Origin of the sequence: Yoonia sp. (assembly GCF_046292185.1) — a bacterium.
Classification (GTDB): Bacteria; Pseudomonadota; Alphaproteobacteria; order Rhodobacterales; family Rhodobacteraceae; genus Yoonia.
Genome location: NZ_JBKBQY010000004.1, coordinates 1 through 21,784, shown reverse-complemented (window position 1 = coordinate 21,784; position 21,784 = coordinate 1). Strand labels below are relative to the sequence as shown.

General features: G+C 59.2%; 15 protein-coding genes. 9 read left to right on the top strand and 6 right to left on the bottom strand.

Annotated elements, in window-relative coordinates; all coding sequences use genetic code 11:
- The first annotated feature begins 110 nt into the window (after positions 1–110).
- Genes ACK4TM_RS01535 through ACK4TM_RS01520 form a run of 4 tightly spaced genes read left to right on the top strand, consistent with a single transcriptional unit; the run spans position 111 to position 7,533 of the window.
- Entirely contained in the window at positions 111–2,360 is a 2,250-nt protein-coding gene (locus ACK4TM_RS01535) for an acyl-CoA dehydrogenase (protein ID WP_409695660.1), read from the top strand.
- Positions 2,357–3,640, top strand: a complete 1,284-nt coding sequence (locus tag ACK4TM_RS01530) for an acetyl-CoA C-acetyltransferase (RefSeq protein ID WP_409695657.1) — start codon at positions 2,357–2,359, stop codon at positions 3,638–3,640. The genes ACK4TM_RS01535 and ACK4TM_RS01530 overlap by 4 nt, the downstream gene beginning before the upstream one ends.
- A complete protein-coding gene (locus ACK4TM_RS01525; protein WP_409695654.1) occupies positions 3,640–5,718 on the top strand; it encodes a 3-hydroxyacyl-CoA dehydrogenase NAD-binding domain-containing protein in 2,079 nt (692 codons plus the stop codon). Before ACK4TM_RS01530 ends, ACK4TM_RS01525 begins: the two co-directional genes overlap by 1 nt.
- Positions 5,719–5,721: 3 nt before the next feature.
- Entirely contained in the window at positions 5,722–7,533 is a 1,812-nt protein-coding gene (locus ACK4TM_RS01520; protein ID WP_409695651.1) for an acetyl-CoA hydrolase/transferase C-terminal domain-containing protein, read from the top strand.
- Positions 7,534–7,561: 28 nt separating this feature from the next.
- Here the strand turns inward: ACK4TM_RS01520 and ACK4TM_RS01515 are convergent, their stop codons facing one another.
- The 3 genes from ACK4TM_RS01515 to ACK4TM_RS01505 form a co-directional block, all read right to left on the bottom strand.
- Positions 7,562–7,747 carry a DUF3008 family protein gene (locus ACK4TM_RS01515; RefSeq protein ID WP_409695648.1) on the bottom strand — a complete coding sequence of 62 codons (186 nt, stop codon included), beginning with the start codon at positions 7,745–7,747 and terminating at the stop codon, positions 7,562–7,564.
- Between the two features lie 28 nt (positions 7,748–7,775).
- On the bottom strand, positions 7,776–8,630 hold the full coding sequence (locus tag ACK4TM_RS01510; protein WP_409695645.1) for an SDR family oxidoreductase: 855 nt from the start codon (positions 8,628–8,630) through the stop codon (positions 7,776–7,778).
- Positions 8,631–8,841: 211 nt separating this feature from the next.
- Positions 8,842–9,867: a glycosyltransferase family 2 protein gene (locus ACK4TM_RS01505; RefSeq protein ID WP_409695642.1), complete on the bottom strand. Its 1,026-nt coding sequence runs from the start codon at positions 9,865–9,867 to the stop codon at positions 8,842–8,844.
- Positions 9,868–10,007: 140 nt separating this feature from the next.
- Here ACK4TM_RS01505 and ACK4TM_RS01500 point away from each other — a divergent pair, with 140 nt between their 5' ends.
- From ACK4TM_RS01500 to ACK4TM_RS01490, 3 genes are all read left to right on the top strand, one after another.
- Positions 10,008–12,317, top strand: a complete 2,310-nt coding sequence (locus tag ACK4TM_RS01500; protein ID WP_409695639.1) for a glycosyltransferase family 2 protein — start codon at positions 10,008–10,010, stop codon at positions 12,315–12,317.
- A 29-nt stretch (positions 12,318–12,346) separates the two neighbouring features.
- A complete protein-coding gene (locus ACK4TM_RS01495) occupies positions 12,347–13,513 on the top strand; it encodes a nucleotide sugar dehydrogenase (RefSeq protein WP_409695636.1) in 1,167 nt (388 codons plus the stop codon).
- Positions 13,514–13,679: 166 nt separating this feature from the next.
- The gene (locus tag ACK4TM_RS01490; protein ID WP_409695633.1) at positions 13,680–15,905 is read left to right on the top strand and encodes a hypothetical protein; all 2,226 of its coding nucleotides are present in this window, start codon (positions 13,680–13,682) and stop codon (positions 15,903–15,905) included.
- A gap of 74 nt (positions 15,906–15,979) precedes the next feature.
- On the opposite strand, the gene ACK4TM_RS01485 is transcribed toward ACK4TM_RS01490, so the two are convergent.
- From ACK4TM_RS01485 to gloB, 3 genes are all read right to left on the bottom strand, one after another.
- A complete protein-coding gene (locus tag ACK4TM_RS01485; RefSeq protein ID WP_409695630.1) occupies positions 15,980–16,480 on the bottom strand; it encodes an N-acetyltransferase family protein in 501 nt (166 codons plus the stop codon).
- Between the two features lie 43 nt (positions 16,481–16,523).
- Complete coding sequence (gene clpA / locus ACK4TM_RS01480) at positions 16,524–18,842, bottom strand: ATP-dependent Clp protease ATP-binding subunit ClpA (protein WP_409695627.1); 2,319 nt, start codon at positions 18,840–18,842, stop codon at positions 16,524–16,526.
- A gap of 180 nt (positions 18,843–19,022) precedes the next feature.
- Entirely contained in the window at positions 19,023–19,799 is a 777-nt protein-coding gene (gloB, locus tag ACK4TM_RS01475; protein ID WP_409695625.1) for a hydroxyacylglutathione hydrolase, read from the bottom strand.
- Positions 19,800–19,860: 61 nt separating this feature from the next.
- Here gloB and ACK4TM_RS01470 point away from each other — a divergent pair, with 61 nt between their 5' ends.
- Positions 19,861–20,631, top strand: coding sequence for a class I SAM-dependent methyltransferase (locus tag ACK4TM_RS01470; protein ID WP_409695622.1), 771 nt, complete (start codon positions 19,861–19,863; stop codon positions 20,629–20,631).
- A gap of 44 nt (positions 20,632–20,675) precedes the next feature.
- A complete protein-coding gene (locus ACK4TM_RS01465; protein ID WP_409695619.1) occupies positions 20,676–21,779 on the top strand; it encodes a class I SAM-dependent RNA methyltransferase in 1,104 nt (367 codons plus the stop codon).
- Positions 21,780–21,784: the final 5 nt, after the last annotated feature.

The window sequence follows — 21,784 nt, the reverse complement described above, 5'->3', positions numbered from 1 at the left end:
CGATCGCGTCAACGTTCCCAGCGCATACGAAAGAGGCCCTCTCATCGCTTTGAGCGCAGGTGGAACAATCGGTGGGGCGGGCAGTTGGCTCTGTGAGAGGAGTATGCAGAATGTCAGGTTTTCGCGCAAAAACACTCACCAAGCCCATCCATAAATGGGCGAAACGCGCATTGCCAAGTCTGTCACCGACAGAACGCGAGGCAACCGAAGCAGGGGAAGTCTGGTGGGAAGCAGAGCTGTTTTCCGGCAACCCCGACTGGACGAAACTGACCGACGTCAAAGCGCCGCTGCTGAGCGCGCGCGAACAGGCGTTTATCGACGGGCCCTGTCAGGAATTATGCGCGCTGATTGACGACTGGAAGATCAATCAGATCGACGCCGATCTGCCCGAAGAAGTCTGGACATTCCTGCGCGAGAACAGGTTTTTCGGCATCATCATATCGGAAAAATATGGTGGGCTTGGATTTTCAGCCTTAGCCCACTCCGAAATCGTGCGCTTCATCTCGACCCGGTCGGTGGCGGCCGCGGTGACTGTCATGGTGCCGAATTCCCTAGGCCCGGGCGAATTGCTGCATATGTTTGGCACCGATGCGCAACAAGATCACTGGATGCCACTTCTTGCCAGCGGCGAGGAATTGCCTGCCTTTGGCCTGACCAGCAACGAAGCCGGGTCCGACGCCAGCGCCATGATCGACGACGGTGTCGTCGAAGAAGGCATCTGGCAGGGCGAAAAGGTGCTCGGCATCCGCCTGAACTGGTCCAAGCGTTACATCACCCTTGCGCCTGTTTGCACGGTTCTGGGGCTTGCGTTCAAGCTGCGCGACCCGGACGGCCATCTCGGCAAGGGCGAAGATATCGGGATCACCTGCGCTTTGGTTCCCACCGACCTTCCCGGCGTGGAAACCGGTCGGCGTCATATTCCCTCAGCTACCATGTTCCTGAATGGCCCCACCACCGGCAAGGATGTGTTCATCCCGCTGGATCATATCATCGGCGGCACGGATTATGCTGGTCGCGGCTGGATGATGCTGATGAGCGCTTTGGCCGCCGGCCGGGGCATATCGCTGCCATCTATGGGCTGTGCTGCGACTGCGATGTCGGCGCACACGAGTGGCGCCTATGCGCGGATCCGCCAGCAATTCGGCCTGCCTATCGGGAAATTTGGCGGCATTCAGGAACCTTTGGGTCGTCTTGCCGCGAATGCCTATGCGATGGATGCCGCAAGGCGTCTGACCTGCGCCGGTCTTGATGAAGGACGGTCATTGTCAGTGATTTCCGCGATTATGAAGTGCCACGCGACCTATCGCATGCGTGACGCGGTCAATGACGCGCTGGACATCCATTCCGGCAAAGCCGTGATCGACGGCCCGTCTAATTATCTACAGGCCTGCTATCGCGCGGTGCCGATCGGCATCACCGTTGAAGGGGCCAATATCGTCACCCGGTCGCTGATCATCTTTGGTCAGGGGGCGATCCGGGCGCATCCGCATATCCTCGACGAAATGAAGGCGCTGACGCTGGAAGATGAGGCGGAAAGCCTTGACGCGTTTGACAAACATTTCTGGGCGCATGTGGGGCACAGCGTCAAAACCTTCTTCCGTGCTTTCGGGCGCGCATGGACGGGCGGGCGTATCGGCCCGGCCCCCGCTGCCGGGCCGGTTACTGACATCTATCGCCAGCTTGCGCGTTGGTCGGCTGCCTATGCCTTGACAGCGGACTTCGCCTTTCTGACCATCGGTGGCGCGCTGAAGCGTAAAGAGATGCTGTCAGCCCGCATGGGCGACGTGCTGTCCGAAATGTATATCCTCAGCGCCGTGCTCAAGCGGTGGGAAGATGAAGGGCGGCAAAAGGCCGACCTGCCCGTCGTTCGCTATAATGCGGAACGCGCTTTTCAGCGCATTCAGACCGCGATGGATGAAGTGTTGGTAAATTTCCCAAGCCGCTGGGCGGCAGGACTGTTGCGGCTGGTGACCCTGCCGGGTGGCAGCGCGCGCGCACCGGATGATGCGCTGACCGAAGCCTGTTCAGACCTGCTGTATGAACCATCCGCTTCACGCGACAGGATTGTGGGGCCGGTCTATGGCGGTTGCACCCGCGACGGGATCGCCACGTTGAATGCCTGTTTTGCCGCAGTGACCAAGGCAGCGCCCTTGATGAAAAAGCTGCGCAGCGCCGAACAATCCCCTGATGCCGCTTTGAAAGGGGGGATCATCACGCAAGTCGAGCATGACCAGATCAGCCATATGCAGGCGCTGACCGAACAGGTCGTCGCGGTGGATGATTTCAGTCCCGAGGAACTGGCGCAGCTTTATCCCGCTCTCAAAACCGGACGCATGCTGACGAAGGAGGCCGCAGAATGACCCGTCCCGTCTATCTTGTCGATGGTGCCCGGACACCGTTTTTAAAGGCTAGGTCCGGCCCTGGCCCGTTCACACCCGTCGATCTGGCGGTGCAATGCGGCCGACCGTTGCTTGCGCGCCAGAGATTCGACAGCCGTGCCCTTGATCTGGTGATACTTGGCTGTGTGAACGTGCTGCAGGATGAAATGAATCCGGCCCGCGTGGCTGCGCTGCGCCTTGGGCTGGGGGCGGACATGGTGGCGTTTACCACGCAGATCAATTGCGGTTCTGGAATGCAATCCATCGACACCGCCTATCGCTACATCCGCGAAGGATCACATGACATGATCCTCGCCGGCGGGGCAGAAGCGTTGAGCCATGCGCCGCTGGTGCTGCGTCGGTCTGCGGTGGAATGGTTCGGCCAGATGTCACAGGCCAAGGGACCTGCCGCGCGCGCAAAGGCAGTGGCAGGGCTACGGCCAGAATTCTTCAAACCAATCGTCGGGCTTGAACGTGGCCTGACAGACCCGATCACGACGCTGAACATGGGCCAGACCGCAGAAGTGCTTGCCCATCATTTCAACATCGACCGGGAGGCCGCGGATACCTATGCGATGCAAAGCCATCACCGGCTGGCGCGCGCGCAACAGGAAGGCTGGTTGGATGACGAGGTGATGCCAGCCTTCGACAGGGATGGCGGCGTGCACGATCATGACGACGGCGTGCGGCCCGACAGCGATCTGGCGGGGCTTTCCAAACCCAAACCGGCGTTTGAGCGGCCCTATGGCAAGGTCACTGCCGGAAATGCCAGCCAAATCACGGATGGTGCATCCTGGGTGATCGTCGCGTCCGAAGATGCCGTGGAAAAGCATGGTCTGACCCCGATGGCGCGGATCGTGGACAGCGCGTGGGCGGCGCTTGATCCGTCGGTTATGGGTCTTGGGCCGGTCCTGGCGTCAAATATGCTGACCCGCCGCCACGAACTCACGGTCGGCGATATCGACCTGTGGGAACTGAATGAGGCTTTCGCCGCCCAGGTGTTGTCCTGCGTCGCCGCATGGCAGGACCCGGATTTCTGTCGCGAGGTTCTGGGGCTTGATGATGCCTTTGGCCGTATCGAACGTGATCAGATGAACATCGACGGCGGCGCGATTTCGCTGGGCCATCCAGTCGGCACCAGCGGTAACCGTATCGTGCTGCACCTTGCCAATGCGCTGAAACGTCTGGGCAAGACACGCGGCATCGCGACCGAATGCATCGGCGGCGGTCTGGGCGGTGCAATGATGCTGGAGGCTGTATAATGTCACATTTATTGCATGGACGTGTGCTGCGCCATTTGGGTGAGACAAAACTGGAACTGGGACCGGTGGTTGCAGACGACAGCCCTTGGTCCCGCGGGGTGACCGAAGATGGCGTGGTCTGGCTGGTGCTGGATCACGGCAAAAGCTCTGTCAACACAGTGTCGCGCGAGGTGATCGAGGGGCTGTCTGCCGAACTGGACAAGCTGGAAAGCGAACGCCCGCGCGCTGTCGTCATCCGGTCTGGCAAGCCTGCAGGATTTGCTGCCGGGGCGGATATTTCCGGCTTTGACAAGATGGACGACGAAGGTGCGGTTGCACTGCTGCGGCAGGGTCATCATGTGCTTGACCGTCTTGCCGCACTGGATTGTCCAACGATTTGTGTCGTGCATGGGGCCGCGTTGGGGGCAGGGTTCGAGATCGCCTTGGCCTGTGATTGGCGCATCGCTGTCGATGGCGCGTCCTTTGGCTTTCCAGAGGTGCAGTTGGGGCTGCACCCGGGCCTTGGCGGCACGTTCCGCCTGCCTACGCTGATCGACCCAACCGAAGCAATGGCCCTGATGCTGGCCGGAAAGACCGCGCACACCAGCAAAGCCAAGAAGCTTGGCATCGCCGATATCGTGACCGAAGAACGCCATGTCGGCGCGGCTGTGATGGCCGTCGTGGATGGCAAGATCGACCGCGACGGTCCGGGGCTGAAGGCCCGCGCCTTTAATTTTGAAACCGCACGCAATCTGGCGGCGCGGCAGATGCGGGCGCAGACGGAAAAGAAAGCCCCGAAGGCCCACTATCCCGCGCCCCATGCCCTGATTGATCTTTGGGAGGCGCATGGCCATGACCCAAGGGCCATGCAGAAAGCCGAGATCGAAAGTTTCGCGCGATTGCTGGGCACTGAGACCAGCAAGAACCTACGCCGCGTGTTTTTTCTGCGGCAATCGCTGAAAGATGACGCGCGCGGCGATGACGGCATTTCGCATCTTCACGTCATCGGCGCGGGCGCGATGGGTGCCGAGATTGCAGCCTGGGCCGCATTAAAGGGCAAGATGGTCACGTTGGGTGATCTGGACCTTGACCCTTTGGGCAAGGCGGTCAGGCAGGCGCAGGACATCTGCAAGGACAAGCATCTGAGTGACCATGAAACCCGCGATGTGCTGGACCGGCTGATGCCCGACCCCAGAGGATACGGCATCGCGCGCGCAGATCTGGTGATCGAAGCGGGACCAGAAACGCCTGAGGTGAAATCCAAGATCTATGCCGGACTGAAAGGGCGGATGAAAGCCGGTGCGATCCTTGCTTCCAACACATCCAGTTTGAAATTGGCCGCACTGCGCGATGCCGCCCCAAATCCAGCGTATTTCGCCGGGCTGCATTTTTTCAACCCGGTCAGCAAAATGCAACTGGTGGAAGTGATCCATCACGACACGACTGACGATGCGGTGATCCGCCGTCTGGCTGCGTTCTGCGGCAGCCTTGACCGCTTGCCGGTGCGTATCGGTGATTATCCCGGTTTTCTGGTCAACCGCGCCCTGACCCCCTATCTGATGGAGGCGATGGTCCTGATGGACGAAGGTGTCCCGAAAGAGGTGATTGACAGCGCGGCAAGTGCCTTTGGCATGCCGCTGGGCCCTGTCGCGCTCAGCGATCAGGTCGGTCTGGATATCTGCCTGCATGTGGCCGAAAGCCTGAAAGACAATCTGGAAAAACCCATGCCCGAAATCAGCGCCCGCCTGCGCGACAAGGTCGAGGCAGGTGAAACCGGCAAGAAGACGGGGCAAGGTTTTTACAACTGGTCGCACGGCACCCCGCGCCCCGATGCCGAGGGTGGACCAGAAGACCTGACCGACCGCCTGATCCTGCCGATGCTGGACGCTTGCGTGGAATGTCTGCGCGAAGGTGTCGTGCGCGACTCCGACGCGGTTGACGGCGCGATGATCTTTGGCACCGGCTTTGCCCCGTTCAGGGGCGGTCCGATGCATTACGCCCGCGCGCGTGGCCCTGGCGCGATCCGTGACCGGCTGCAGCAACTGCAGGCAGACCATGGCCCGCGATTCCAACCCGATCCCGGGTGGAAGGACCTGTAACCGATGTTGCGCGAACAGAACGCAGACGCGATTGTCAGCGCCATCGTGGAAAGGACAGGCGGCGATATCCGGTTGGCGCTGCCGCTTGGGCTGGGCAAACCTGTCACACTCGTCAATGCGCTGGTGCAGAAAGCCTGCGATGACCGCGATATCCGCCTGACGATTTTTACCGCGCTGACATTGGAACGGCCGGAGCTTGACTCCGATGTGCGGCGGCGGTTTCTGGAACCCGCGATGGACCGGCTGTTCGGGGCGTACCCCGAGTTGCGTTATGCAAGGCTTCTGCGCGACGGGGCCTTGCCGCCCAACATTAAGGTGAATGAATTCTTTCTAATGGCCGGTCGCTGGCTGGATGTGAAAACTGTTCAGCAATCCTACATCTCGGCCAATTACACTCATGCCCGCGACGTACTGGTCGCGCAGCGCCCCAATGTGGTGATGCAGTTGGTGGCCGAACAGGACGATCGTTTCAGCCTGTCGTCGAACACGGATATTTCGACTGATCTGTTCCGCCTGCGCAAGCGGGGCGATCTGGATGCCATCGTGGTCTTTGAAACAAATCCGCAGATGCCATTCATGGACGGAGATGATGCCATTCTGCGGTCCGAGGATGTCGATATGGTGCTGGAACCCACAGAACCGTTCGAGCTGTTTTCCGCCCCACGCCGCCCTTTGAGCGAGGCTGATCACGCGATGGGTTTGCATATCTCTCGTCTGGTGCCGGACGGGGGCACATTGCAGATCGGGATCGGGGCCTTGGGCGATACGGTGGCGCATGCCCTGTTGCTGCGGGATCGCGGCGATGCGGGCCCGGTGCAGCGCGATTGCCCCTTTCCCATCAGCGCCGCGCCCATGGGCAAGTTTGATACAGGGCTTTACGCCGTCACCGAAATGCTGGTGAACGGCGTTCTGGCGCTGTTTGAGCAAGGCGTGATCCGGCGAGAGATTGACGGCATCGCGATCCATGCCGGTTTTTTCGTTGAAACGCGCGACTTCTATGCCCGCCTGCGGGATATGGACAGCAGCCAGCGCGCAAAGATCGCGATGATGCCCGTCAGCTTTACCAATGCGCTTTACGGGGACGAGGCGGAAAAGCGCGCCGCGCGTATCGGGGCGCGGTTCATCAACGGGGCGATGCAGGTTTCCGCCTTGGGCGACGTGATGTCCGACAGCCTGGATGACGGAAAGGTCGTCAGCGGTGTCGGTGGGCAGTTCAATTTCGTAGAACAGGCTTTTGCGTTGGAGGGCGCGCGCGCGATCATCGCGCTTTCCGCCACGCGGATGAGCGGCGGAAAGCTGCAAAGCAATATCCGCTGGAGCCTGCCAGAAACCACTGTGCCGCGCCACATGCGCGACATCGTGGTGACGGAATATGGCATTGCCGATCTGCGCGGTCTGTCCGATGCAGATGTCATCGCGGCGTTGTTGCAGATCACCGACAGTCGGTTTCAGGATGATCTGATGGCGCAGGCCAAGACGGCGGGCAAGCTGCCGGATGATTACAAGATTGCACCGCAATACTGCCGCAATCTGCCAGAGACGATTTCTGGGTGGCTGCGCCCGCATCGCGCGGTTTTGCCGGATTTTCCCTTCGGCTCGGACTTCGACGACATTGAACGCGTGCTTCTTCCTGCCTTGGCGGAATTGAAAAACCTGTCCCCGACTGTTGCGGGTAAGATGCGCCTGTTGGCGTCATCTGTTACTGGCGCGCCGCATCCGCAGGAAAAGGCGGCCATGGCGCGGATGGGGTATGACGACGAGAACAGCCTGACGGCGCGGGCGTTGCGCGGCGCACTTCGGCGGGTCGCGGACTAAGCGATCCCATCGGGCTTGCGGGGTATCATCAGTCGTCCTTCTTGTCCGGCAGATCGTCATGGTCGGTTGCGGCATAGTCTTCCAGCTCTTTCTCGGTCATTGAATCATACATGTCGCGTGATGCGCCTTGCAGGTCGCTGACCTTGGTGTCGCCCCGTTTAGCGGAAAGGGCCGCACCGGCGGCGCGTTGTTGTGCTTTGGATTTGGCAGGCATTGGTTTTCCTTTCGTTCAGAGTTTCAGTTTAGCCGCCGATCAGGTCGCCACCGTTGGGGTGAAGAACCTGACCCGTCATGTAAGAAGAATCCTCACAGGCCAGAAAAAGCATTGATGGCGCGACCTCATTTGGCTGGCCGCGACGTCCCAAGGGGGCAGAGTCTCCGAAGCTGTCCAGCTTTTCAGGGGGAAAGGACGCAGGGATCAGCGGGGTCCAGATCGGCCCCGGCGCGACCCCGTTCACCCGGATTCCGTCGCTGGCCAGTTTGCTGGACAAAGCGCGCACGAACGACACGATGGCACCTTTTGTGGATGAATAATCGATCAAAAGATCCTGCCCGCGATAGGCCGTCACCGATGTGGTGCAGATGACGGACGCGCCATGCGACAAATGCGGCATGGCCGCCTGCGTCATGAAGAAGTAGCCGCCGATATTGGTGCGAAAGGTGCGAAATAGCTGATCTTCTGAAATATCGGTGAAACTGTCCTGTGCGTGCTGTTCGGCCGCATTGTTGACTAAGACATCAAGCCGCCCGAACTCCTGCAAAGTACGCGCCACCGCATCTTCGCAAAAGCTTTTCTTGCCGACATCGCCACACAATAGCAGAGCCTGTCCGCCCTCTGCCTCGACCAGGTCGCGTGTCTCTTCGGCGTCGCTCGTTTCATCCAGATAGACGAGGGCAACTTTCGCGCCTTCGCGGGCAAACAGGATGGCCGTGGACCGCCCGATGCCTGAATCGCCGCCGGTGATAATCGCGACCTTGCCGGTCAACCGGCCTGATCCGGGAAAACGCGGCATGTGGTCCGCTGGCGGGTCCAGCCTGCTTTCCAGCCCGGGCTGGCGATCTTTCGTCTCCATCGTGTCAAGGTCGTTGGGTTTCATGGTCCGGCCCTTTCTTTCGCATAAGCCCGCTAACTGCCTGATGACAGCTTGACTAACCTGCGACTGCAGCAACCGTTCCAATCATAGCGGGCATCGGCCGGATCAGGGCCGGAAGGGATGATCGTGTTTGACGTTCGCTATCGTACACGGACAGGGAGGTAGAAAATGGCGTGGAACAAGCCACTTGATGACTTCAGGTAAAACCAGACGGTCATTCCACCTGCGCACTGCGCATGGCGAACAGCTGGTGCAGTAATCGCGTTTGCTGATCAAGCGGCAACGGCCTTGTCATACTGGACTGCAAAATGCGCGCGAAAAGATAGAAACTATCGGATACCAGCATCAGCGACCGGATTTTGTCGTGCCGCCATGCGACGCCGTCGTGATGCAGTTTGCTGATGACAGAATCGGACATCAGATCGGCGACGCCTTTGGCCGTCTCGGTGTCGTGTCGCAGGATTGAAGTATCCGTGACCTCGTTAAAGTTGCGGTCCAGCCAATAGGCCAGATCAATCGCATCGTCGGAATGATTAGGCTTTCCGCGCGCAACCTTGACGAGAAAGCTCTCGATCGATCCAAGCGCGTAATGATTGATCTGCGCCAGCCCGTAGCGTTGTTTCTGATGCAGGTTCACCGTGCCTCGCACCATATGCGCCGTTTCGCCGTTGTCATCCACCCAGCCAGGGTTCGCGCCTTCGGGGTGTTTCGGGCGATGTATCCCCAAAGTGACACCTGCGTCAGTGTTGCGGAACAGGGATTTGAACTGCACGGCGCGCCATGGCCACAACAACCTGTCGGGGGCGGCCGCGGTGAATTGCCGGGTGACAAGATCGTCGCGAAACTGAACCTGTCCGTTGGCGCCGAACATGCGCCAGGTGATCATGAACCCGTCAGCATCCGGCCTTGCGGCAAACAGATCGTCCAGCCGCCCGTCGCCTGCGTGTATGTTCAGAAATTCATCGACATCGGTCACGAAAACCCATTCGGCCCTTTTGACGGCAGGATGGTTTGCGGCCCGTTTCAGTGCTGTCCATTGCACAGGCTTTTTGCCGCGGCGTGGATTGGGCACATGATGCACAAACCCCATATCCTGCAATCTGTCCAGCATCAGGTCGGTGCCGTCTTCGCAATCGTTGGAATAGATAACAAAATCGGTGAACCCGATTGCACGGTGATACGAAAGCCATTCCAGAACAAAGGGTGCTTCGTTGCGCATTGTGGTCACGATGGTTCGCATGAATGTCCTGTGGCCTTTGGTCGGGTCGTGTCTGACGCAAATATCACGGCGCGGCAAGAAGGGCGACGGCTGGGCGAACAACCCTGTCCAGCCCCGGCTCTACACGTTATAGAGGCAATGGCCTGTGAGTAGATATTGTTATGACGCGTCTTCCATCCATTCTTTGCCGAACACTGCACGCCGTTCCCTGTGCGGTCGGGGCGGGTAGTGTCGATGTTCTTGCCGTACTGCCTTTGGGCGTGGATGGACAAATGGCGCGGGTCTATCTGGGCGACGTTCCCGCAGGTATCGCGCTTGCCGCCGAAGGGACGGGCGGTGTTGTCTGGTCGCGCGTCGTGAGCGATGCAGCGATAGTTGACGTGCTTTGCGCTCCCGATGGGCGCGTGCCGGTCCCGTTGCAGGGGGTAGATATCCGTCTGCCTGTGATCAGGGATGACACCGCGCTGTTTGCCGGGCGGGATGTGATCCTTGGCCACTGTAACATCGAAACTGCCGAAACCCTGCGCGATTGGGTGCTGTGGCACCGGCGCAAACACGGGGCGACCGGCGCGCTGATCGTGATGCGCGGCAAAGCCGAGACAGCGGTTCACACCGCCGCTGCGCTGTCGGACCTGCTGCAGGACGATGCCGAAGCTGCGGCAGAACTCGCCGATTGCCAGATCGTCATCGTCGATTGCGATATCCCGCTTGGCGATGCCGCCAAGGGCCATGAGGCGCATCCGATGAACGCGCCCGACGCCCCCGGCAAGGACAGGATGGACCCGCCACCGCCTGATCCATGGCACGCGCCCTTGGGCTACAAACTGCTGTTCGACATGATCAGGCACCGCTTTCTTGCCCGCGCCACTACCGTCGCCAATCTGGAGGTGATCGATCTTGTCGCCCCCGACCCGGCGGGGGAAACGATGTTTCACCAAGCGGCGCAGGCACCGATGGGCATCGTCGCCTTGCGCGGCACCAGAGTTTACCCGTGGAGCCTGCGCAAGAATACCAAAGCGGGTTTCGCCGACCATATCTGCAAAAGGTTCGACGCTGGATCATCCCCCTGGCGGTGGTGCGTGGCGTTGGACAGGTTGCCTGACGGCGCGATCTGGATGCGCGAACGTGTTCTGGGGGCCAAATCTGCGGCGCAGGCAATGGGTTTTGACCGTTTCATGGCGTTACGCTACGGGCGGCTGGACGACAGCAATATCGGGCAGATTGTGCCGAAAACCAGCCTGGTCGAGGATCCGGCCCTGCTGGCGCGCGCGCAGGCAACAGGTGCGGACCCGATGCGTCCGCCCAAAGACCTGCCCGCCGAGGCGCGGATTGATGATAGCGGCGCGCCCTTGGGCGACCGGGTCACGGTTGTCACGACGATGAAGAACGAGGGGCCGTACATTCTTGAATGGATCGCCTATCACCGCGCCATCGGGATCAGGGATTTCCTGATCTATACCAATGATTGCACCGACGGGACCGACACGTTCCTGCAATTGCTGGACCGCAAGGGCCTGTGCCAATGGCGCGAAAACCCCTATCGCGGTGTTGATATGAAACCGCAGCATGCCGCCCTTGATGCCGCCAATAGCGAAGAAATGGTCAAGACAGCGGATTGGGCAATATGCATGGATGTGGACGAATATATCGCGATCCACACCGGCGACGGCACGATGCGTGCCTTGTTCGATGCGATCGGGAGTGCCAATCTGATTTCGCTGACTTGGCGGTTGTTCGGCAACAACGATATCGACGCCTATCGTGACGGGTTCATCACGCAGGCTTTCACCCGCTGCGCGCGCGAATTCGCCAACAAGCCGCATCAGGCCTGGGGGTTCAAGACGCTTTACCGCAATATCGGCTTGTTCCGCAAAATGGGGGTGCACCGGCCTAAAGGGTTGCTGCCGACCGCCGTGGATCGGATCAATTGGGTGAATGGGTCAGGCGAGCCAATGCCAAGAAAAGAATGGCGCACCGCCTGGCGGTCGCATTCTGGGACCTATGGTTACGATCTTGTGTCGTTGAACCATTATGCCGTGCGGTCGGCCGAAAGCTTTCTTGTCAAGCGTGACCGCGGCAGGGTGAATCATGTCGACCGGGATCAGGGCATGGCCTATTGGTTCCGGATGAACCACAATGTCGTCCAAGACCGGCGGATGGAACGGATGCTGCCCGCTCTGCAGGCAGAGTATGACAGCCTTATGTCCGATCCCGAAATTCGCGCCGCGCATGATGCCTGTGTGCTGGCCCACAAGGCCAAGATCGCAGAGCTGAAGCAACAGCCCAAATATCAGGAATTCCATGCGGAACTGACCAGCGCGCGTTTGCGCAAACTATCGACGTTGCACGGGCATTTCGGGTCGAATGTCTATCTTGCCGGACCGCAAGTAATCCCAGACGATGTGGTGGATCAGGCCCCTGATGACGAATTTTTCTTTACCGTGGATACTGTCGATGAAACACAACACTGATGTATGGTTAGCAAATTATGGTGGTTAAAGTGAAGATTACAGTTGTCGGGCTGGGCTATGTCGGCCTGTCCAATGCGGTGTTGCTGTCGCAACATCATCAGGTCCGCGCGTTGGAGCTGGATGCGCAGCGCGCCGATCTGGTCAACAACGGTCAGTCGCCGATTGAAGACGCGGATATCAGCGATTTCCTGACCAATCAGGCGCTGGACCTGCAGGTAACGACGCATCCCGCCACCGCCCTGACCGGGGCAGAGTTTGTCATCATCGCGACCCCGACCAATTACGACAGCCAGACCAACCGCTTTGACACATCCAGCGTGGAACAGGTGATCGGGCAGGCGCGCGATCTGGCTCCTGAGGCCACTATCGTGGTGAAATCGACCGTGCCGGTGGGCTTTGTGACGCGGATGCGCGCGGAACATTCCACCGATAAGATCTTGTTCTCGCCGGAATTCCTGCGCGAGGGCCGCGCGCTGCATGACAACCTGCATCCATCCCGCATCGTCGTCGGGGATCACAGTGACGCCGCCCACCGTTTTGCCGCTTTGCTGGTCGAAGGGGCACAGACCAAGGACGCGCCGGTCCTTTTCACCAGTCCGGTCGAGGCCGAGGCGATCAAGCTGTTTTCCAACACTTTCCTTGCCATGCGGGTCGCGTTCTTCAACGAGTTGGACAGTTATGCCATCGGCCATGGCCTGAACACGCGCGAGATTATCGAAGGGGTCAGCCTCGACCCGCGCGTCGGCGGGCATTACAACAATCCCAGCTTCGGCTATGGCGGTTATTGTCTGCCCAAGGATACCAAGCAATTGCTGGCCAATTACGATCAGGTGCCGCAGAACCTGATCGCCGCCATCGTGCAATCCAATCGGACGCGCAAGGATTTCATCTCGGACCTGATCATCGACCGCAAGCCGCGGGTCGTTGGCATCCATCGGCTAGTGATGAAATCAGGCTCGGATAATTTTCGCGACAGTTCCGTGCAGGGGATCATGAAGCGGATCAAGGCCAAGGGGATCGAATGTATCGTCTATGAACCCGTCCTGACCGACACGCATTTCTTCAACAGCCGTGTTGTGAGCGATCTGGGCGCCTTCAAGGCCGAGGCAGATCTGATTGTCGCCAACCGACAAAGCCCAGATTTGGCCGATGTCTGCGACAAGGTCTTTACCCGCGACCTGTTTGGAATCGATTGATGCAAAACGTGCTGATCACTGGTAGCACACGAGTCGTCGGTTTTCACCGATTGGAATTTCTGTTGGGCCTGAGATTGAAAGCTGACCGTGAGGCGAAGCGCGTCACCCGTCCGGATTATGCTGCATGGTATCGTGAATATTGCGCTTCTGTTTAGGGGTGACATAGATGAGCAGGCTCCGCGAAGTCGGAACGTTGTGGATCGGAGGGCGGTTCAGCTGGATGGAACAGCTTTGCCTGAAGTCCTTTGTCGATGCCGGTCAGAAAATCACGCTTTTCCATTATGAAGACATCCCTAACGTGCCCAAAGGCGTGATCTGCCGCGACGGGCGTGAAGTGCTGGATACCGACGATTTCATCAAATACGAAAAAAAGAACAGCTATGCGCTGTTCGCCGATCTGTTCCGTCTGCATATGCTCCGGCGCAATCCCGGCATGATCTGGATCGACACCGATGTCTATTGCTACAGGCCGTTGGATTACACCGATGATTATGTCTTTGGCTATGAATTGCCCGATAGCAACCGCCTGAACAATGCGGTTCTCGGGCTTCCTGCGGACAGCCCGGTTTTGCTGGAAATGCTGAAATTCACCGCCGACCGCTATTCCATCGCTCCGTTCCTGCCGCGTAATGACCAGGAAAAATATGCCGCGGCGCGTGATGCAGGCGATCCGGTCCATGTCAGCCAGCAGCCTTGGGGCGTCTGGGGGCCGATGATGTTGACTCATTATGTCCACAAATTCGGGCTGTCCCAACATGCGCAGCCGTTGCCCGCTTTCTATCCGGTCACCTTCCGTGAAAGAACTCTGTTCAACAGATCATTGAAAAAGGTGAATATGCGGATCACCGACCAGACGACGGGTCTGCATGTCTGGGCATCCAACAAGCGCGAGCTGGGTAATAACAAGATGGGTCTGCCGCCGGAAAATTCCTGGTGGGCGGCGGCGCTGAGCAAGCATGGCATCAACCCGGCACTTGCCCCGATCACCGGGCGTAATTCGACGGCCTATGATACCGCGCTGCTGGATCAGATTCCACGGGTCGAAGGCACGCTGATGGACATTGGCGGTTGCGCTGCTGCTTTGGTTGTGTCGCTGCACGCACGTGATGACTGTCCGGTGCATGTCATCGACATCGATGGAGAGGGAAAGTTTGGCAACCAGCCGACCAAGATGCAGGAATACTGCGTCAAGCTGGTCGCACATGGCGTCGATCCGGAAGCGATCCGCGTGGTCAAGCGTGCCAACGAGATAACGCCTGTCGATGTCCTGCTGAACCTTGGGAACTTCGGCTTTTCGGCCAAGATCAAGCACCTTGCCTCCGTATTGGACCGGGCGCTTCATGCGGATAGTCTGCTATATCTCGATATCCGCAAAGGGTCCGGCAGTTTCCCGTTTCTGCGTACATATGGCACCCCCGAGATATTACATGACGGCACCGAAGGCGGGCCGATCCGCGTGGTGATGCGGCCCAATCCGCCCGACCCTGCCAGAGCGGATAATGAAAAAGATAGCTGGCCCACGATTGCCCGGGCGCTGGCAGGCACGCAGGGGTTCTTTTCACAAGGACCGCAGGGGCATAGTTTCCTGTTCATGCCGCGCGATCCCAAGGTGCTGGTCGTGACATTCGACAACCTTGATATTGCGATGAACAAGCGCGCAGATCGCAGGCCCTGGGGCTATGATTTCATCGAAAAGCAAGGCTGGTCCATGCTTGGCGTGCTGGCCGGTGGCTGGACGTGGTACCGCGAACCCTGGGTGTCGCAGCAGTTTGACAAACTGCGCGATGAGGGTTTTTTTGATCAATTCGAAAGGGTCGTGTTCTATGGCGCGTCGATGGGCGGCTATGCGGCCGCCGCTTTCAGCGCGGCTTGTCCGGGGGCCGATGTGGTGATCATCAGCCCACAATCCACCTTGGACCGCGGGCTGGTCCCGTTCGAGACACGCTATCACACCGCCTGGGGTTATGATTATTCCGGCCCTTACGGCGATGCGGCAGAGGTGAGCAAAAGCGCGCGACGTGTGACGATCCTCTTCGATCCATACGAGCCGCTGGACGCGGGCCATGTCGCGCGCTTCACGGGCGAAAACGTTGTCAAACTCCGCTGTCCTTTGATGGGTCACCGGCTTGGGTCGTCCTTGTCGCAGATGGGTCTGCTGTCCAGAACCATCCTGCGGGCCTTGTCGTCACAACTCGACCCGGTCGCATTCTATGCCGATCTGCGCGCGCGCCATGCTTTTCCGCGCTATCAAAAGGAATTGTTCCGCAAGACGTTGCAACGCAACCGCCCTGGACTGGCGCGGCGGGTGGGTGCCTGGGTGCTGGCGCGCGGCGATAACCGCGCCATCCGGCTGGGCATGAAAGAGCTTGATCAGGGCGAGGGCGAGGATTGAGTTAACGCGCCGCAGCTTTCAATGAACGGGCGCTGGGCTTCGCACCCATTTTTCGGTCACGCGAGGGTGAGAAGTCACGCCTTGGATGGCATGGTCTTTAATTCTTTACGCAGGCGGGTCACGCACAATCCATTTGTGGTGCCGGTGATGCCGGTCGGCTGAAATCCGTGTCGTTCCCAAAACCGGCGACCGGCCTGATTGACGTCAAGTACCGCCAGATACAGGGCCTGCGCATCCGCCTGTTGCGCAAGATAAACGACGTGCGCCAGAAACCCGGCGCCAAGACCTGCATTGCGCGCCCAAGGGCCGATCATCATGAAACCCAGATAAGCATCCGATTTGGCTGGAAAACCGAAGGATAATTCGGCAAGCCCCGACAGACGGTCATTCGCAAACAGCCCTAAGCGGCGTGATTGCCGGGGGTCACATTGCGGCGGGCAGTCCTGAAAAAAGGCGTGGGCCTTTTGCAGGCCGGGTGCCACGCCTTCTGCCATGATCCAGTAATCCGGTGCGTCGCGGTAAAATTCATGCACCGCCGTCAGATCGGTTTCGGGATGAAGGTCACGAATGTTCACGATCAGCGCTTTCGTCCCCCCGCCACAAGTGACGGGGGGCGTCTCATTCTGCCGTCAGCAAAGGCGGTTTGTTGCTGCCGGTGATGCGGCCTTGCTGTGGCGCCTCGAACGTGAGGTCGAGATCGGCTCCCTTGACGCCGACCTTGACGATGCCGCCTTTGACGAGCTTGCCGAAAAGCAATTCCTCGGCCAAGGGTTTCTTGATGTGTTCCTGAATAACGCGGCCCAGCGGACGCGCGCCCATCTTCTCATCATAGCCCTTGTCGGCCAGCCATTCCGCTGCAGCCGGAGTCAGTTCGATATGCACGTTGCGGTCAATCAATTGCGCCTCAAGCTGTAGGACGAATTTTTCGACGACCCGCATGATCACCTCTTTCGGCAAGGCACCGAAGCTGATGATCGCGTCCAGACGGTTGCGGAATTCTGGCGTGAATATCCGTTCAATTGCGGCAGTATCTTCGCCCGTGCGCGAGTCACGTCCGAAACCCAGCGCGTTTTTCGACATTTCCGATGCACCGGCATTGGAGGTCATGATCAGGATGACATTGCGGAAATCTGTTGTCCTGCCGTTATGGTCGGTCAGCTTGCCGTGATCCATCACCTGCAACAGGATATTATAGACATCTGGATGCGCCTTTTCCATTTCATCTAGCAACAAGACGCAATGCGGATTCTGATCGACGCCGTCTGTCAGCATCCCCCCCTGATCGAAACCGACATATCCGGGAGGAGCACCAATCAGCCGCGAAACCGCATGTTTCTCCATATATTCGGACATATCGAAGCGCAGCAGTTCCACACCCAGCGAATCCGCCAGTTGTTTTGCCACTTCTGTCTTGCCCACACCGGTCGGCCCTGCGAACAGATAATTGCCAATCGGCTTTTCCGGTTCGCGCAGACCCGCGCGCGCCAATTTAATCGCCGATGACAGCGCCACGATAGCCTGATCCTGCCCGAACACGACGCGCTTGAGCGTTTTTTCCAGATCTTTCAGCACTTCGGCGTCATCTTTGGACACATTCTTGGGTGGGATGCGGGCGATTTTGGCGACCACAGCCTCAATCTCCTTGGTGCCGATGGTCTTGCGCCGCTTGCTTTCCGCAACCAGATGCTGGGCTGCACCGGCCTCGTCGATGACGTCAATCGCCTTGTCGGGCAATTTGCGGTCATTGATATAACGCGCTGAAAGTTCCACCGCGGTCTTGATCGCCTCGGCGGTGTATTTGATGTTGTGGTGTTCTTCAAAATACGGCTTGAGCCCTTGCAGGATCTTGATCGAATCCGGCACCGAAGGTTCGTTGACATCGATTTTCTGGAACCGGCGTGACAACGCGCGGTCCTTTTCGAAATGCTGGCGGAATTCCTTGTAGGTCGTCGACCCCATGCAGCGCAGCTTGCCGCCTTGCAAGGCAGGCTTCAGCAGGTTGGAGGCATCCATCGCCCCACCTGATGTGGCACCTGCACCGATCACGGTGTGAATTTCGTCGATGAAAAGGACGGCGTCCTTGTGGTTTTCCATCTCGGTCATCACGGCCTTCAGGCGTTCTTCGAAATCGCCGCGATAGCGTGTGCCAGCCAGCAATGCACCCATGTCGAGCGAATAGATCGTCGCACCTGCCAGCACCTCTGGTACTTCTTTGTTGACGATCTTGTAGGCCAGACCTTCGGCAATCGCGGTTTTGCCCACGCCCGGATCACCCACCAGCAGCGGGTTATTCTTGCGTCGGCGGCATAGGACCTGAATGCAGCGTTCAACCTCATGCGCGCGCCCGATCAGGGGGTCAACGTCACCCTTTTTCGATTTCGCGTTCAGATCGACGCAATATTTCGCCAGAGCGCTTTCTTTTTCGGGGTCCGCACCTGTGGTCTGTTCGGTTTCTTCGGCAGCGCCTGTCACGGGGCGGGTTTCGCCAAAGGCAGGGTCCTTGGCCACGCCATGCGCGATGAAATTCACCGCATCATAGCGGGTCATGTCCTGTTCCTGCAGAAAGTAGGCGGCATTGCTTTCGCGTTCCGCAAAGATCGCGACCAGCACATTGGCGCCAGTCACTTCAGACCGGCCAGAGGATTGAACATGGATCGCCGCGCGCTGGATGACGCGCTGGAACGCGGCCGTCGGCACGGCTTCGGACCCTTCGACATCGGTGACAAGGGTGGACAGATCATCGTCGATGAAATCTTCCAGATCCTTGCGCAGATCGTCCAGATTGACCGAGCAGGCCCGCATCACACGGGCCGCGTCCGGTTCATCGATCAGGGCCAGCAAAAGATGTTCCAATGTGGCCAGTTCATGCTTGCGTTCATTGGCCAGCGCCAAGGCACCGTGAATGGACTGCTCGAGTGTCGTTGAAAATGATGGCACGTCTGTGCTCCTTCACATCGGGGGTCGGCCAGCAATTCAAGCTGGACCCACCGTGGCCTCTATCTCTTAAAGTTTGGTTTTCTTTTCCAACCTTCAAGGACTTTTTTGGTTCTGTTCTTCACAAATGATGTGAAGATCGAAATATCATCTGCTTTTGCCCAGGGTGCCGCGTGATAGTGGTTAAAACTTGTCCTTGTTTGCGCGGATCTGCGCAAACACCTGTTCGTCGGGCAATTCCTGCAATCCCAGATGCGCCTTGAGGCCCGCATCATCGGCACGCAGAAAAGGGTTGGTGTCGCGTTCTTCATCCAGACCGGATGGCACTGTCGGTTTCCCTGCCGCACGTGCCGCGTCAATTGCCCTGATGCGTAACTTAAGCGCTGAATTGTCAGGGTCAAGGGAGGCGGCGAAACGGGCGTTCGATTCTGTGTATTCGTGACCGGAACAGATCTGCGTTTCCCCGGGCAGGGCGCGCAGTTTCCGCAGGCTTTCCCACATCTGCGCAGGCGTCCCCTCGAACAGGCGTCCGCAGCCCAGCGCCATCAGACTGTCGCCGGTAAAGGCCAGCGCAGCATCAGGCATATGAAACGCGATATGCCCGACCGTATGGCCCGGTACATCGATGACGTGGGTTGTCTGCCCGCAGATATGCAGCAGATCGCCCTCGGCGACGGCCAGGTCCAGCACGGGCAGGCGGTGCGCGTCAGCGCTTGCGCCGATAACGCGTGCGCCGTCGCGCAGGGTTGCCAGACCGCCGACATGGTCGTCATGGTGGTGAGTGAGCAGAATATCGGTCAGCCGCCAGTTGCGCCGCGCGAGTTCGGCTGCGATTGGTGATGCCTCTGGCGCGTCGACCAGGGCGGTATCGCCGGTGGCGTGGTTATGCACCAGAAAGGCATAATTGTCGCGCAAACATGGCACGGTGACCAGTTCGACGGGAGATGATGCGTTTGTCATGGCAAACTGACCTTTCCTTGATATGGTTTGCAAAGTGTCGTCCAAGGAGGTCTGAACCGCAATGCACCTTGATGTGCTGGACCTGCGAAATTTCTATTACCGCAGCGCGCTGGGCCGTGCTGCGCAAAAGGTGATCCGCGACGAATTAACTACGATCTGGCCAGAGGCGAAGGGGCAGGTCCTTGCCGGTTTTGGCTTTGCCGTACCGTTGTTGCGTCCTTATCTGAAAGACGCGCGCCGGGTAATCGGCCTGATGCCCGGCCCCCAGGGCGTGATGCCCTGGCCGCCGGAGGGGCGCAATGTCAGCGTCTTATGCGAGGATACGCAATGGCCGCTGGAAACCGGGCATCTGGATAAACTGGTGGTGATGCATGGGCTGGAAACATCCGATCATCCCGCGGCCCTACTGGATGAAATGTGGCGCGTGCTTGGCCCAGGTGGGCGGGCGGTCTTTGTGGTGCCCAACCGTGCTGGGCTTTGGTCTCGCAGTGATTCCACGCCTTTCGGCTTTGGGCGCCCCTATTCGTTGACCCAGCTTGACGCACAACTGCGCAAACACCGCTTTGTGACTGAACGCACGCTGTCGACGCTGTTCCAGCCGCCCTCGCGCAGCAGGTTCTGGCGCAAATCGGCCGGCATGTTCGAACGAGTCGGGCATAAGATCCCGGTGATTGCCGCAGGTGGTGTCCTGATGGTCGAGGTCAGCAAGCAAACCGTCAGCCCCACGCGCCCCGGCCTGAAAGAGGCGGTGCGCCGTCCGCTGCGGGTGCTGGAAGGGATCACCAAGCCGCAGCCCAAGCCTGAAACTGCCCGGATCGCGCAGAAACGCTAGTTTGTCGTTTGCAAGCGGGTGCCAAAGCCCCTTATGCAGACGCGATGACAGAACAATTTGAAATATTCCTGACCGCGACCCCCGGATTCGAACCCGCATTGCTGGCAGAGGCGCAATCCTGCGGGTTTTCGGGCGCGACCGTCACACAAGGCGGCGTGCAGATGACGGGCGGCTGGCCTGATGTCTGGCGTGCCAATCTGATGCTGCGCGGTGCGACGCGTGTGCTGGTGCGGATCGGCAGCTTTATGGCGTTTCATCTGGCACAGCTGGACAAGCGCGCACACAAGTTTCCCTGGGCCGATACCCTGCGCCCTGATGTTCCCGTGCGGGTGGAGGTGACGACCAACCGCAAATCCAAGATCTATCACGCGGGTGCTGCGGCCCAGCGAGTCGAAACCGCGCTGAAGGAGAATGGCTATCAGGTCAGCGCCGAGGCCGATCTTGTGCTGAAGCTACGCATTGACGACAACCGCGTGACGATCAGTATCGATACATCCGGCGAAAGCCTGCACAAACGCGGCCATAAACAAGGCATCGGCAAGGCGCCGATGCGCGAGACGTTAGCATCATTGTTCCTGCGCAATTGTGGCTATCAGGGCAAGGAGCCCGTGCTGGACCCGATGTGCGGATCGGGCACTTTCGTCATCGAAGCGGCGGAAATGGCGGTGGGGCTCTACCCAGGGCGCAGCCGCAGTTTTGCCTTTGAGCGTCTTGCCAGTTTCGACCAAACGGCATGGGACACCCTGCGCCAGCACCAGCCTCCGCCCACAGACCTGCGGTTTTACGGCAGCGACCGTGACGCAGGCGCGATCCGCATGAGCCGCGACAATGCCGCGCGCGCCGGGGTGGCTGAGCTGACCACATTAGACACGTTCCCCGTCGATGCCCTGACCCGCCCTGACGGCGCACCCGGTCTGGTGATCTGCAATCCGCCCTATGGCGACCGCATCGGCAATCCAAAGCTGTTGTTCGGGCTTTACGCATCACTGGGTCAGACGCTGAAAACGCAGTTTCAGGGCTGGCGCGTCGGCATCGTGACCAGTGACGCTGCGCTTGCAAATGCCACCGGGCTGCCTTTCAAACCCAAGGGCGCACCAGTCCCGCATGGCGGGCTTAAGGTCTGGCTGTTCCAGACCGGCAAGCTTTGACAATT